This is a genomic window from Pseudomonas sp. MWU12-2020 (genome assembly GCF_023100605.1).
In the GTDB taxonomy this organism is placed as follows: domain Bacteria; phylum Pseudomonadota; class Gammaproteobacteria; order Pseudomonadales; family Pseudomonadaceae; genus Aquipseudomonas; species Aquipseudomonas fluorescens_H.
This window is the reverse complement of the sequence record NZ_JALMEX010000013.1, coordinates 32,093-46,204: the sequence shown is the minus strand read 5'-3', so window position 1 is coordinate 46,204 and position 14,112 is coordinate 32,093. Positions and strand designations below refer to the sequence as shown.

The window sequence follows — 14,112 nt, the reverse complement described above, 5'->3', positions numbered from 1 at the left end:
CAGTCCATTTCGACCATCCGCCTGTCACCGCTGTTAGTCCCGGGACGCGACAGCTATAATCTGCCGCTTTCCTCTTTGCCAAGACCCCAGCAGACCATGACTGAGTCCGTTCTTGACTACATGACCCGATTGGGTCGCGCCGCCCGCGAAGCTTCCCGGGTCATCGGCCGTGCCAGCACCGCGCAGAAAAACCGCGCCCTGCAGGCTGCTGCCAATGCGCTGGACGCCGCGCGCGCCGAGCTGGCAGCAGCCAATGAGCGCGATCTGGCCGCCGGTCGCGCCAATGGTCTGGAGCCGGCCTTGCTGGAACGTCTGGAGCTGACCCCGGCACGCATCGACGGGATGATCGTCGGCCTGCGCCAGGTCGCGGCACTGCCGGACCCGGTCGGGGCGATCCGCGACATGAGCTTTCGTCCGTCCGGTATTCAAGTTGGCAAGATGCGCGTGCCGCTGGGCGTGATCGGGATCATCTACGAATCCCGACCCAATGTGACCATCGATGCCGCCAGCCTGTGCCTGAAGTCCGGTAACGCGACCATCCTGCGCGGTGGTTCCGAGGCGATTCATTCCAACCGGGCGATTGCTGCGTGCATCCAGCGCGGTCTGGCCGAGGCCGAATTGCCGGCAGCGGTGGTGCAAGTGGTCGAAACCACGGATCGTGCCGCCGTCGGCGCGATGATCACCATGCCCGAGTACGTCGACGTGATCGTGCCACGCGGTGGTCGGGGCCTGATCGAGCGCATCAGTCGCGATGCCCGCGTGCCGGTGATCAAGCATCTGGACGGCATCTGCCACGTGTATGTCAGCGAGCACGCGGATCTGGCGAAAGCCCAGCGCATCGCCTTCAATGCCAAGACCTACCGTTATGGCATCTGTGGCGCAATGGAGACCTTGCTCGTCGATCAAAGTGTTGCGAAGGATTTCCTGCCGTCGATGGCTGCCCAGTTCCGCGAGAAAGGCGTCGAGCTGCGTGGCTGCGAACGCACCCGGGCGATCATTGACGCGGTGCCGGCCAGCGAAGACGACTGGAGCACCGAGTATCTGGCGCCGATCCTGTCGATCCGCGTGGTCGACGGACTGGACCAGGCCATCGAACACATCAACCATTACGGCTCGCATCACACCGACTCGATCGTCAGCGAAAACCTGGCGGACACCCGGCGTTTCGTCGCGGAAGTCGACTCGGCGTCGGTGATGATCAACACCCCGACCTGCTTCGCCGATGGATTCGAATACGGATTGGGTGCCGAGATCGGCATTTCTACTGATAAGCTGCACGCCCGCGGCCCGGTCGGCCTCGAAGGACTGACCTGCGAGAAGTACATCGTGGTCGGTGATGGCCAGTTGCGCGGCCAGGCGACGGTCTGACTTGACCGACCTCGACCTGACAGCGCCGCTGCCTGACAGCGAACTCCGACCCCGGCGCATCGGCGTACTGGGCGGCACGTTCGATCCGGTGCACATAGGCCATTTGCGCGGTGCGCTGGAAGTCGCTGAAGCGCTGGCGCTCGACGAGCTGCGCATGATGCCCAGCGCCCGGCCGCCGCATCGCGATACGCCGCAGGTGTCGGCGCAGGATCGGTTGGCAATGGTTGAGTGCGCGGTGGCCGGAGTGCCGCCGCTGGTGGTGGACGCCCGCGAATTGCAGCGGGACAAGCCGTCCTGGACCATCGATACCCTGGAGTTGATGCGTGCCGAAATGGCCGCCGAGACCCAGGTTTTTCTGCTTTTGGGCTGGGACGCATTTTGCGGCCTGCCCACTTGGCACCGCTGGGAAGAGTTGCTCCAGCATTGCCACATCCTGGTGCTACAGCGCCCGGACGCCGACAGCGAACCGCCGGATGCCTTGCGCAACCTGCTGGCAGCGCGTTCGGTGAGCGACCCGCTGGCCCTGAAAGGGCCGAGCGGACAGATTGCATTCGTCTGGCAGACACCGCTCGCGGTTTCCGCCACCCAGATCCGTCAACTGCTGGCCAGCGGTAAGTCGGTACGTTTCCTGGTGCCCGACGCGGTCCTGGCCTACATCGATGCGCACGGTCTGTACCGTGCGTCGAACTGAACAAGGCGTGCTTCACTGATACGAATCCACGTATCGCCAAGCCGCCGAATACATGAGCAAAACGAGTTTTATATGACTGACAAAGATGTAAGCAAAGTTAAGCGTAAAGGCACGTTCAAGAGCGCGCCGCTGCCGGAAGTGGCCAACACCAACGAGCCGCTGAAAGGCGACGAACTGGTCAAGGTTGCCGTGGCCGCCCTGGAAGACGTCAAGGCACAAGACATCCAGATCATCGATGTTCGCGACAAGCAGAGCATCACCGACTACATGATCATCGCTACCGGTACTTCCAATCGCCAGATCAACGCGATGCTGGACAAGGTCCGTGAAGAAGTGAAAAAGCAGGGCGCCAAGCCGCTGGGCGAAGAAGGCAAGGGCGACAGCGACTGGGTGCTGCTCGACCTCGACCTGGTGATCGTGCACATGATGACTGCCTCGGCGCGTCAGTTCTACGACCTGGAACGCCTGTGGGCCGGTGCCGAGCAAAGCCGTGCGGCAGACGCCAGACACCACAGCCCGGAAAACACCCACGAGCATTTCACCAAGCTCAACAAAGACCAGCTGTAAGGGATTGCTGTGCGACTGCGACTGATCGCCGTCGGTTCACGCATGCCCAAGTGGGTGGAAGAAGGCTGGCATGAATATGCCAAGCGTCTTCCGTCCGAGCTGGCGCTGGAACTGGTGGAAATTCCGCTCAATACCCGTGGCAAGAACGCCGACGTGGCCCGTTTCATCCGTCAGGAAGGCGAAGCCATGCTGGCCAAGGTCGGGCCGAACGAGCGGATCGTCACGCTGGAAGTCCACGGCAAGCCCTGGAGTACCGAGCAGCTGGCGGTCGAACTCGACCGTTGGCGGCTGGATTCGCGCACGGTCAATTTCATGGTCGGCGGCCCCGAAGGGCTGGCGCCGGAAGTCTGCGCCCGCGCCGATCAGCGCTGGTCGTTGTCGCCGTTGACCTTGCCGCACCCGCTGGTGCGGATCCTGATCGGCGAACAGCTGTACCGTGCCTGGACCGTGCTGTCCGGTCACCCTTACCACAAGTAGTCCTGCCCTCATGTCTCAGCCGATCCGCATCAAGGACCACGAAAAGGACGCCCGCCTGGTGCGTAGCCGCGTCGTGTTCGGGGCCATTGCGGTCATGCTGTTGATCTGCGTATTGATTGCGCGGCTGTACTACTTGCAGGTGATCCAGTACGAGTACCACTCGACGCTCTCGGAAAACAATCGCGTCCACGTGCAGCCGATTCCGCCGACCCGCGGCTTGATCTTCGACCGCAACGGCGTGGTGGTGGCGGACAACCGCCCGAGCTTCAGCCTGAGCATGACCCGCGAGCGTTCCGGCGACTGGCAGCAAGTGCTCGATGTGATCGTCGAAGTGCTGCAGCTGACGCCCGAGGACCGGGTGATCTTCGAAAAGCGCATGCGTCAGGGGCGCCGGCCGTTCGAGCCGGTGCCGATCCTGTTCGAGCTGACCGAAGAGCAGATCGCCCGGATCGCGGTGAACCAGTTCCGCCTGCCAGGGGTGGAAGTGGTCGCGCAGCTGGTGCGCCACTACCCGCAGGGCGCGCACTTTGCGCACTCGGTGGGTTACATGGGGCGGATCAACGAGAAAGAGCTGAAGACCCTCGACCCGGTCAATTACAGCGGCACTCACCACATCGGCAAGACCGGCATCGAGCGTTTTTACGAGCCGGAATTGCACGGGCAGGTGGGTTACGAGGAAGTCGAGACCAACGCCCGAGGCCGCGTATTGCGCGTGCTCAAGCGTACCGATCCGATTCCCGGTAAGGACATCGTCCTGAGCCTGGACATCAAACTGCAGGAAGCGGCCGAGGCCGCGCTGGGCGGGCGTCGCGGCGCGGTGGTTGCGCTCGATCCGAACACCGGCGAAGTGCTGGCGATGGTCAGTCAGCCGAGTTTCGACCCGAACCTGTTCGTCACCGGCATCAGCTTCAAGGCTTACGCCGAGCTGCGTGATTCCATCGACCGGCCGCTGTTCAACCGGGTGCTGCGCGGTCTGTACCCGCCGGGTTCGACGATCAAGCCAGCGGTGGCGATTGCCGGTCTCGATGCCGGTGTGGTGACAGCGTCGAGCCGGGTGTTTGACCCCGGTTATTACATGCTGCCCAACTACGATCACAAGTACCGCAACTGGAACCGCACCGGTGACGGTTTCGTCGATCTCGACACGGCGATCATGCGTTCCAACGACACCTACTTCTACGACCTGGCGCACAAGCTGGGCATCGATCGGTTGTCGGCCTACCTGAACAAGTTCGGCATCGGCCAGAAGGTCTCGCTGGACATGTTCGAAGAATCCCCCGGCCTGATGCCGTCCCGCGAGTGGAAACGCGCGACGCGCAAACAGGCGTGGTTCCCGGGCGAAACCCTGATTCTGGGGATCGGCCAGGGCTACATGCAGTCCACCCCGTTGCAACTGGCGCAGGCCACGGCGCTGGTGGCCAACAAAGGCATCTGGAACCGGCCGCACCTGGCCAAGACCATCGAAGGCGCCAAACCGGTAGACGAAAACCCGATGCCGGATATTGTCCTGCGCGATCCGTCGGACTGGACCAAGGTCAACCACGGCATGCAGCAGGTTATGCACGGCGCCCGGGGTACGGCGCGCAAGGCGGCGATCGGTGCGCAATACCGCATCGCCGGCAAGTCCGGTACCGCTCAGGTGGTCGCGATCAAGCAAGGTGAGAAATACGACCGCTCCAAGGTTCAGGAGCGCCACCGCGACCACGCCTTGTTCGTCGGTTTCGCCCCGGCCGACAACCCGAAAATCGTGGTCTCGGTGATGGTCGAGAACGGTGAGTCCGGCTCGGGCGTCGCCGCGCCAGTGGTGCGTCAGGTCATGGATGCCTGGCTTCTGGACCAGGATGGTCGGTTGAAGGCCGAATACGCCGGTCCTATCAGTGCGGAGGCTACGGCCCGTGATGAATAATTTTGATCGCATGCTCTCCAGCGAGGATGTGATGCGTCGCCGCGCGACGCTGCTGCAACGTCTGCATATCGATGGCCCGCTGTTGATCCTGCTGCTGATTCTCGCCGCAGGCAGTCTGTTCGTGCTGTATTCGGCCAGCGGCAAGAGCTGGGATCTGCTGGGCAAACAAGCCACTTCGTTCGGCATTGGCCTGGTGTCGATGATCGTCATCGCCCAGTTCGAACCGCGTTTCATGGCGCGCTGGGTGCCGCTCGGTTACGTGGTCGGCGTGGTGCTGCTGATGGTGGTGGACATCATGGGCCACAACGCCATGGGCGCGACGCGCTGGATCAACATCCCCGGGGTGATCCGCTTCCAGCCCTCGGAGTTCATGAAGATTTTGATGCCGGCGACGATTGCCTGGTATCTGTCCAAACGCACACTGCCGCCGCAGCTCAAGCATGTGGGCATCAGCCTGTTGCTGATCGGTGTGCCGTTCACTCTGATCGTGCGCCAGCCCGACCTCGGTACTTCGCTGCTGATTCTGGCCGGCGGCGCGTTCGTGCTGTTCATGGGCGGGCTGCGCTGGCGCTGGATCCTCAGCGTGCTGGCCGCCGCCGTACCGGTGGCGATCGCCATGTGGTTCTTCATCATGCACGACTACCAGAAGCAGCGGATCCTGACCTTCCTCGACCCGGAAAGCGATCCGCTCGGCACCGGCTGGAACATCATCCAGTCGAAAGCCGCGATCGGTTCCGGCGGTGTGTTCGGCAAGGGCTGGCTGCTGGGCACCCAGTCGCACCTGGACTTTTTGCCGGAAAGCCACACCGACTTCATCATCGCCGTCCTCGGCGAAGAGTTCGGTCTGGTGGGCATCTGCGCGCTGCTGCTGATCTATCTGCTGTTGATCGGTCGCGGGCTGGTGATTACCGCCCAGGCGCAGACGCTGTTCGGCAAACTGCTCGCCGGCGCGTTGACCATGACGTTTTTTGTTTATGTTTTCGTCAACATCGGTATGGTCAGTGGCCTGTTGCCGGTGGTGGGAGTGCCGTTGCCGTTCATTAGCTACGGAGGAACTTCGCTGGTGACACTGCTGTCAGCGTTTGGGGTTTTGATGTCGATTCATACGCATCGCAAGTGGATCGCACAGGTTTGAATAAGGTGAAGAGTTCAATGCAAGTCATGCGCAGCTGGGCGACTCGTTACGCGCCGTGGGTCGGCCTGGTCGGCATCCTTGGCAGCGCGCAGGAAGCGCTGGCCGGCGATTACGAAGGCTCGCCGCAGGTGGCCGAATTCGTCGGTGAAATGACCCGCGACTACGGTTTTGCCGGTGAGCAACTGATGGCGGTGTTTCGCGAGGCCCAGCGCAAGCAGGCGATTCTCGACGCGATTTCCAAGCCCGCCGAGCGGGTCAAACAGTGGAAAGAATATCGCCCGATGTTCATCACCGACGCGCGCATCGCCCGTGGCGTGGACTTCTGGCGCCAGCACGAGGCCGTACTGGCCCGCGCCGAGCAGGAATACGGCGTGCCGGCACAAGTCATCGTGTCGATCATCGGCGTCGAGACCTTTTTCGGACGTAATACCGGCAATTACCGGGTGATTGATGCGTTGTCCACGCTCGGTTTCGACTATCCTCCCCGTGCCGAATTTTTCCGCAAGGAATTGCGTGAGTTCCTGCTGCTGGCCCGTGAAGAACAAGTTGATCCATTGACCCTCAAAGGCTCGTACGCCGGGGCGATGGGCCTGCCGCAATTCATGCCGAGCAGCTTTCGCGCCTATGCGGTGGATTTCGACGGTGACGGTCACATCAATATCTGGACCAATCCGGACGATGCGATCGGCAGCGTTGCCAGTTACTTCAAACGGCATGGCTGGGTCGCCGGGGAACCGGTGGTCAGCCGCGCCGATGTGCGCGGCGAGCAGGTCGATGAAGGCCTGACCACCGGCATCGAGCCGACGAAGACGGTTGGAGAGTTGCGGGCGCTGGGCTGGTCAAGTCATGATGCGCTGCGCGATGATATGCCGGTTACTGCATTTCGCCTCGAAGGCGATAACGGCCCTGAATACTGGATGGGCCTGAAGAATTTCTACGCGATCACGCGTTATAACCGCAGCGTGATGTACGCCATGGCCGTATATCAACTGTCTGAAGAGCTGGTAAAAGCACGGGGCGTCAAGTAATGCGGGCATTGCCTATCAATAAACCCCTGAAGCTGGTGGCTTTCGCTGCGTTGGCGGTACTGGTCGTCAGTTGTTCGACCAGCCGCGCGCCGACCCAGAAGACCTCGTCCACCGCCGTGCGTGCGCAGCCGGGGCTGGACATCAACCGCGCCCACAAAGACGGCGCGCCTTGGTGGGATGTCGACGTTTCGCGGATCCCGGATGCCACGCCGACCCTGCACACCGGCCCATACAAGGCCAACCCGTACACCGTGCTGGGCAAGACCTATTTCCCGTTGCAGGAATCCAAGACCTACGTCGCCTCGGGCACGGCGTCCTGGTACGGCACCAAGTTTCACGGGCAGAACACCGCCAACGGCGAAGTGTATGACCTGTACGGCATGAGTGCTGCCCACAAGACTCTGCCACTGCCAAGTTACGTTCGGGTGACCAATCTGGACAACAACAAGAGCGTGATCCTGCGGGTCAACGATCGCGGGCCGTTCTATTCGGACCGGATCATCGATTTGTCCTACGCGGCCGCGAAGAAGCTCGGTTATGCCGAAATCGGCACCGCGCGGGTCAAGGTCGAAGGCATCGATCCGCAGCAATGGTGGGCCGCGAAGGGCCGTCCGGCGCCTCTGATGCTCAACGAGCCGCAAGTCGCGCAGAATAGCGCCCCGGTGATCACGGCCTCGGCCGGTACCATCGAGCAGTGGACCCCGCCGCCGCAGCAACATGCTTCTGACACTGTACCTGTACAGATCAGCGCAAAAAAAAACGCTTCTGCACCAGCGTCTGGCCAGTATCTGCAGGTGGGCGCGTTCGCCAACCCGGACGCTGCAGAACTCCTGAGGTCGAAGCTCAGCGGGATGGTGAGCGCTCCGGTGTTCATCAGCTCGATCGTGCGCAATCAGCAGACCCTGCACCGGGTTCGCTTGGGGCCGATCGGTTCGCCGGGTGAAATCGCCCAGGTGCAGAACAGCGTGCGCCTGGCCAACCTCGGTTCGCCGAGTGTGGTCACAGAGTAAGAAACGTAGCACTTGATTGACGGTTCACTTGCGGTTTTGGGGGGTGAACCAGGTTGTTGGCTCGTCGAAGAACAAAAGCCCGGCAAGGGTGACTGGAGTGAGCAACTGAACACGCGATGGCCCGTTAGAAGGCTGTCTGAATAGTTTTGCCCTCGGGCAAGTTTCCATTAGCGATTTCGAGAGACGGATGAACATCACCACCTTTGCCAAACGCCTGTGTCTGCTAGTCCCGCTGCTCCTCTCGCCAGCCGCCTTCGCGGCCGAGATGATGCCGTCGCCACCTCAACTGGCTGCAAAAGCCTACGTGCTCATGGACGCCAGCAGCGGCAACGTGCTGGTGGAGAACAACGGTGACCAGCGTCTGCCGCCAGCCAGCCTGACCAAACTGATGACCGCGTACATCGCTACGCTGGAAATCCGTCGTGGCCAGATCGGTGAAAACGACCCGGTGACCGTCAGCGAAAACGCCTGGCGTACCGGCGGTTCGCGGATGTTCATCAAAGTCGGCTCGCAAGTGACCGTCAGCGACCTGCTGCACGGCATCATCATCCAGTCCGGCAACGACGCCAGCGTGGCGCTGTCCGAGCACATCGCCGGCAGCGAAGACGCGTTCGCCGACCTGATGAACAAGACGGTCGCCGATCTGGGCATGACCAACTCCCACTTCATGAACCCGACCGGTCTGCCGAACCCTGAGCACTACTCGTCGGCTCACGACATGGCGATCCTGGCGCGCGCGATCATCCACGAAGACCCGGCTCACTACGCGATCTACTCGCAGAAAGAGTTCTTCTGGAACGGCATCAAGCAGCCTAACCGCAACCTGTTGCTGTGGCGCGACAAGACCGTTGACGGTCTGAAAACCGGTCACACCGACGAAGCCGGCTACTGCATGGTGTCCTCGGCTGTACGTGATGGCCAGCGTCTGATCGCCGTGGTGTTCGGCACCAACAGCGAAGTGGCCCGTGCTGCTGAAACCCAGAAGCTGCTGACCTACGGTTTCCGTTTCTTCGAAACCCAGACCTTCTACCAGAAGGGCACCGAACTGGCTCAGGCCCCGGTGTGGAAAGGCACCACCAGCCAAGTCAAGGCCGGCCTGGCTGAAGACCTGACCATGACCCTGCCAAAAGGCCAGCTGAAAAAGCTCGCTGCCAGCATGACCATGAACCCGCAACTGACCGCGCCAATCGCCAAGGGCGACGTGATCGGTAAAGTCGAAGTGAAACTGGACGACAAGGTGGTGCACAGCGCCGACCTGATCGCCCTGGACGCTGTCGAGGAGGGTGGTATCTTCCGTCGCATGTGGGATAGCATCCGTCTATTCTTCTACGGCTTGTTCAACTGATTGAGTGTTGACCTGCATGGCCCCGTTCCCATCCGGATCGGGGCCATGTGCGTTACCACGGCTTACGCTTACGAGGCCGTTACGCCATGACCGATACCGAAGTAAAGGCGCCAAAGATCGAATTCCCGCAGACTGATTATCCAATTAAGGTGATCAGCGATACGGGTGTTGGCAACAAGGACAAGATCATCGAGATCGTCCTGAAACACGCGACCATCAATGATGAGCGCATCGACGAACGCTCGAGCAGCAACGGCAAGTACACCACCATCCAGTTGCACATCGTCGCGACCGATCAGGATCAGCTGTACAACATCAACAGCGAACTGCGGGCGACCGGTTTCGTACATATGGTGTTGTGATGCCGGGCACGCTGGGCTTTCGCGAACTTGGCCAGATGGCTTACGAGCCGGTCTGGCATGCCATGCAACGCTTCACCAACGAACGCGGCAGCGATGCCGCCGACGAAATCTGGCTGGTCGAGCACCCTCCGGTGTTCACCCAGGGCCAGGCCGGCAAGGCCGAACATTTGCTGTTGCCGGGGGATATCCCGGTGGTACAGGTCGATCGCGGCGGGCAGGTGACCTATCATGGCCCCGGCCAGCTGGTGGCCTACCTGTTGCTGGATGTACGCAAGCTGGGTTTTGGTGTGCGTGATCTGGTCACGCGCATGGAGCACTGCCTGATCGAATTGCTGGCCAGCTACGGCGTGACCGCTGTAGCCAAGCCAGATGCTCCCGGCGTCTACGTCGACGGAGCGAAAATCGCTTCTCTGGGTTTGCGGATTCGCCACGGTTGCTCCTTTCATGGCCTGGCCCTGAACGTGGATATGAACCTGGAGCCGTTTCGACGGATTAATCCCTGCGGCTATGCCGGGCTGGCGATGACCCAGCTGAGCGATCACGCAGGATCGATTGAATTTGCCGAGGTAAGTGCCCGGCTGCGCGCGCAGCTCGTCAAACACCTCGACTATGCTGAGCAGACGACCCTGACGGGCGGAATCGACTGATATGACTACTGATGCAGTGCAAACCATGATCCCGACGCTCGACGTGACCGAGCGCCCGGCCCCGCGTCCCAAGGTTGAAGCCGGCGTCAAGCTGCGCGGCGCCGAGAAGGTTGCACGCATTCCGGTCAAGATCATTCCGACCACCGAACTGCCGAAGAAACCTGACTGGATTCGCGTGCGCATCCCGGTTTCGCCGGAAGTCGACCGGATCAAGAGCCTGCTGCGCAAGCACAAGCTGCACAGCGTCTGCGAAGAAGCGTCCTGCCCGAACCTCGGCGAGTGCTTCTCCGGCGGCACCGCGACCTTCATGATCATGGGCGACATCTGCACCCGTCGCTGCCCGTTCTGCGACGTTGGCCACGGCCGTCCGAAGCCACTGGACGTCAACGAGCCGGAAAGCCTGGCGATCGCCATTGCCGACCTGAAGCTCAAGTACGTGGTGATCACTTCGGTTGACCGCGACGACCTGCGTGACGGCGGTGCCCAGCACTTTGCCGACTGCATTCGCGAAATCCGCAAGCTGTCGCCGAACGTGCAGCTGGAAACCCTGGTCCCGGACTACCGTGGCCGCATGGACATCGCTCTGGAAATCACCGCTGCCGAGCCGCCGGATGTGTTCAACCACAATCTGGAAACCGTGCCGCGCCTGTACAAGGCTGCGCGTCCGGGTTCGGACTACCAGTGGTCGCTGACCCTGCTGCAACGTTTCAAGCAGATGATGCCGCACATTCCAACCAAATCCGGCCTGATGCTCGGCTTGGGCGAGACCGACGAAGAAGTCATCGAAGTCATGAAGCGCATGCGCGAACACGACATCGACATGCTGACCCTCGGCCAGTACCTGCAACCGTCGCGCAGCCACTTGCCGGTGCAGCGTTTCGTGCACCCGGACACCTTCGCCTGGTTCGCCGAAGAAGGTTACAAGATGGGCTTCAAGAACGTTGCTTCCGGCCCGCTGGTACGTTCTTCGTATCACGCTGACGAGCAGGCGAAACTGGTCAAGGCCGAGCTGCTCGGTTCCTGATCCGGCGCTGATAGCCTCCAAAAAATACCCGCCTCGGCGGGTATTTTTGTTTGGGCCTGCCGAGCACTCTTTTGTTTGTCTCTGTACCTGACTACTGTGTGTTCATGAATTCACAGGGAGACCCATGGATGACCGTTCGACCGACTCACACCCTTTTTCCGCATAAGCCTGTGCCGGCGCTGCCGTCCGAAGGGCAGATCGGCGTGATTGCCCCCGCCGGCCCCGGCGCGCTGGACACTGACAAGGCTGTGCAGTGGATGCGCGCCCGCGGCTATGCGCTGAACGTGTTCCCCGGTGTCTACGAGAAGGACGGCTATCTGGCCGGCAGCGATGACGTGCGCCTCAACGACCTGCACGCCGCTTTCGTCGACCCTGAAGTCGACGCGATCATCTGCCTGCGCGGCGGCTACGGTACGCCGCGCCTGCTGGACCGGATCGATTACGACTTGCTGAGTCGTCACGCCAAGCCGTTTGTCGGCTACAGCGACATCACCGCGCTGCATCTGGCGATCAGTCGCTACGCAGGGTTCGTGACCTTCCATGGCCCGCTGCTCAATGCCGACCTGCTGGGCGACAAGGAGCCACCCACCGTCACCTCATTCTTCGCCATGTTGCGCGGTCAGTTGAAGGCGGGGAGTGTGTTGAGCCATCCGGTGGCTTATCCATTGACCACGGTCGAACCTGGCATCGCTCACGGGCGCTTGCTTGGCGGTAATCTGGCGATGATTGCCTCGACGCTGGGCACACCTTATGAGATTGATGTCGAGGGCGTGATTCTGCTGATCGAAGACGTCAACGAGCCGCTGTATCGGATCGACCGTTTGCTCACGCAGATGCGCCTGGCCGGCAAACTGGCCAGATTGCGCGGTGTGCTGGTGGGGGATGTCGCCGGGGTGGATGTCGAGGCGTTGAATCGCTTGCTCAAGCAGACCTTCGAGCCGTTGCGGATTCCGGTGCTGTCGGGGTGGCGCAGCGGGCATTGTGATCCGAACCTGACGCTGCCGATGGGGGCGCTGGTTCGCTTGGATGCCGGGAAGAAGGAATTGATGTTGGAACAGGATGTAGTGATCAAACGCTAGGGTTTGGTTGCCGGTGAGTCAGTCTTCGGGAGCAAGCCCCCTCCCACATTGGATTCGTGTCGTACACAGAACCAATGTGGGAGCGGGCTTGCTCGCGAAGGCGGCATCAGCCATACGACGATCTTTCTATTGGGAGCGCAGGCTCTCAAGCAGCTTATGCGTCGGATACCCGTCCGCCGGCCAGCCAAACGACTGCTGGGCACTGCGGATCGCCTTGCGGGTATTGGCGCCGATAATCCCGTCCGCCGTGCCCGCATCGTAATTACGCGCGCTCAGCAGGTTCTGCAATTCGATGCGTTCGGAACGGCTCAGTGGCAGATCGTCTTTCGGCCATGTGCCGTTGATCAGGCCTGCGCCATTGAAACGCTCGGACAACAGACTGACCGCCAGTGCATAGGACGACGAGTTGTTGTACTTGAGGATCGCCCGGAAGTTATCGAGGATCAGGAACGCCGGGCCACGATAGCCGGCCGGCAGCAGCAGGGCGGCAGACAGCTGTTCCGAGCCGGCCGGGGCCTGACCGCCATTGGGCAGGATCACGCCCAGTTGACGCCATTCGGCAACGGTCTTGCGCATCGCGCCATCGGCCAGGGTGTAGTTGAAACCGCTCGGCAGTTGCACCTCGAAGCCCCACGGCTGACCACGCTGCCAGCCTGAGCTTTGCAGATAGTGCGCGGTGGAGGCCAGCGCATCGGCCGGGCTGCCCCAGATGTCGCGGCGACCGTCACCGTCGAAATCCACGGCGTGGGTGTTGTAGGTCGTCGGAATGAACTGGGTCTGGCCCATCGCACCCGCCCACGAGCCAAGCATCTTTTCTGGCGTGATGTCGCCCTGTTGCAGGATCTGCAGCGCCGCGATCAGTTGGGCATGAGCAAATGCGGGGCGACGGCCTTCGTAGGCCAGGGTCGCCAGCGAGTTGATCACCGATTTGGTGCCCTGGAACTGACCGAAGTTGCTTTCCATGCCCCATACCGACACCAGTGCCTGGCGATCCACGCCATAACGCTGTTCGATGCTTTGCAGGATGTCGGCGTACTGACTGATCAGCGCCTGCCCCTTGCGCACCCGCAGCGGCGACAGGGCGCCGTCGAGGTATTCCCATACCGGACGGGAAAATTCCGGCTGGCTGCGGTCGGCTTTGATCACGCTGGCATCGAAGCTGACATTGGCAAACGCGCGGTCGAACACATCTGCACGGATACCGGCTGCCAGCGCATCCTTGCGGAAACCTGCCTGCCATTCGGCAAAGGTCTGGGTTGGCTGCAAGTCGAGAGAGTCGGCGGACGGCACTACCGGCGGGATGATCGCTGGGGCCGTGACGGCAGGAACGGTCTGTAATGGTTGCGCATCGGCGGCGGTAGGTTTTTCCGCGCAGGCGACAAGCAGAATGAAGCTGGAGGCAGCGATCAGTTGGCGAACGGGCCAACGACGGGAAAGACTGAAGGGCATGCACAGTTCCAGGGGATACGAATC

At 61.6% G+C, this 14,112-nt stretch carries 14 protein-coding genes; 13 read left to right on the top strand and 1 reads right to left on the bottom strand.

Annotated elements, in window-relative coordinates:
- Positions 1 to 96: 96 nt before the first annotated feature.
- The 13 genes from M0814_RS24065 (at position 97) to M0814_RS24005 (ending at position 12,639) form a co-directional block, all read left to right on the top strand.
- Entirely contained in the window at positions 97 to 1,368 is a 1,272-nt protein-coding gene (locus tag M0814_RS24065; protein WP_103486255.1) for a glutamate-5-semialdehyde dehydrogenase, read from the top strand.
- Positions 1,337 to 2,059, top strand: a complete 723-nt coding sequence (gene nadD / locus M0814_RS24060; RefSeq protein WP_103486254.1) for a nicotinate-nucleotide adenylyltransferase — start codon at positions 1,337 to 1,339, stop codon at positions 2,057 to 2,059. The genes M0814_RS24065 and nadD overlap by 32 nt, the downstream gene beginning before the upstream one ends.
- A gap of 72 nt (positions 2,060 to 2,131) precedes the next feature.
- Positions 2,132 to 2,626, top strand: a complete 495-nt coding sequence (gene rsfS / locus M0814_RS24055) for a ribosome silencing factor (RefSeq protein ID WP_003228555.1) — start codon at positions 2,132 to 2,134, stop codon at positions 2,624 to 2,626.
- 9 nt (positions 2,627 to 2,635) lie between these two features.
- Positions 2,636 to 3,103, top strand: coding sequence for a 23S rRNA (pseudouridine(1915)-N(3))-methyltransferase RlmH (rlmH, locus tag M0814_RS24050; RefSeq protein ID WP_003185785.1), 468 nt, complete (start codon positions 2,636 to 2,638; stop codon positions 3,101 to 3,103).
- A 10-nt stretch (positions 3,104 to 3,113) separates the two neighbouring features.
- Positions 3,114 to 5,009, top strand: coding sequence for a penicillin-binding protein 2 (gene mrdA / locus M0814_RS24045; RefSeq protein WP_003228554.1), 1,896 nt, complete (start codon positions 3,114 to 3,116; stop codon positions 5,007 to 5,009).
- 31 nt (positions 5,010 to 5,040) lie between these two features.
- Entirely contained in the window at positions 5,041 to 6,144 is a 1,104-nt protein-coding gene (gene rodA, locus M0814_RS24040) for a rod shape-determining protein RodA (RefSeq protein ID WP_177434772.1), read from the top strand.
- A 17-nt stretch (positions 6,145 to 6,161) separates the two neighbouring features.
- Positions 6,162 to 7,172 carry a lytic murein transglycosylase B gene (gene mltB / locus M0814_RS24035; protein WP_103486252.1) on the top strand — a complete coding sequence of 337 codons (1,011 nt, stop codon included), beginning with the start codon at positions 6,162 to 6,164 and terminating at the stop codon, positions 7,170 to 7,172.
- A complete protein-coding gene (locus M0814_RS24030; protein ID WP_103486251.1) occupies positions 7,172 to 8,182 on the top strand; it encodes a septal ring lytic transglycosylase RlpA family protein in 1,011 nt (336 codons plus the stop codon). Before mltB ends, M0814_RS24030 begins: the two co-directional genes overlap by 1 nt.
- A 187-nt stretch (positions 8,183 to 8,369) precedes the next feature.
- Entirely contained in the window at positions 8,370 to 9,527 is a 1,158-nt protein-coding gene (locus tag M0814_RS24025) for a D-alanyl-D-alanine carboxypeptidase family protein (RefSeq protein WP_003228546.1), read from the top strand.
- 86 nt (positions 9,528 to 9,613) lie between these two features.
- Positions 9,614 to 9,889 (top strand): DUF493 domain-containing protein, encoded by a 276-nt coding sequence (locus tag M0814_RS24020; protein ID WP_064589396.1) that lies wholly within the window; start codon positions 9,614 to 9,616, stop codon positions 9,887 to 9,889.
- The gene (gene lipB, locus M0814_RS24015; RefSeq protein ID WP_003228543.1) at positions 9,889 to 10,536 is read left to right on the top strand and encodes a lipoyl(octanoyl) transferase LipB; all 648 of its coding nucleotides are present in this window, start codon (positions 9,889 to 9,891) and stop codon (positions 10,534 to 10,536) included. The genes M0814_RS24020 and lipB overlap by 1 nt, the downstream gene beginning before the upstream one ends.
- Before the next feature lie 25 nt (positions 10,537 to 10,561).
- Positions 10,562 to 11,560 (top strand): lipoyl synthase, encoded by a 999-nt coding sequence (lipA, locus tag M0814_RS24010; RefSeq protein ID WP_160768663.1) that lies wholly within the window; start codon positions 10,562 to 10,564, stop codon positions 11,558 to 11,560.
- Positions 11,561 to 11,688: 128 nt separating this feature from the next.
- Positions 11,689 to 12,639, top strand: a complete 951-nt coding sequence (locus M0814_RS24005; RefSeq protein ID WP_103486250.1) for an LD-carboxypeptidase — start codon at positions 11,689 to 11,691, stop codon at positions 12,637 to 12,639.
- 126 nt (positions 12,640 to 12,765) lie between these two features.
- Here M0814_RS24005 and M0814_RS24000 read toward each other — a convergent pair whose 3' ends face one another.
- The gene (locus M0814_RS24000) at positions 12,766 to 14,088 is read right to left on the bottom strand and encodes a lytic murein transglycosylase (RefSeq protein ID WP_003228538.1); all 1,323 of its coding nucleotides are present in this window, start codon (positions 14,086 to 14,088) and stop codon (positions 12,766 to 12,768) included.
- Positions 14,089 to 14,112 lie beyond the last annotated feature (24 nt).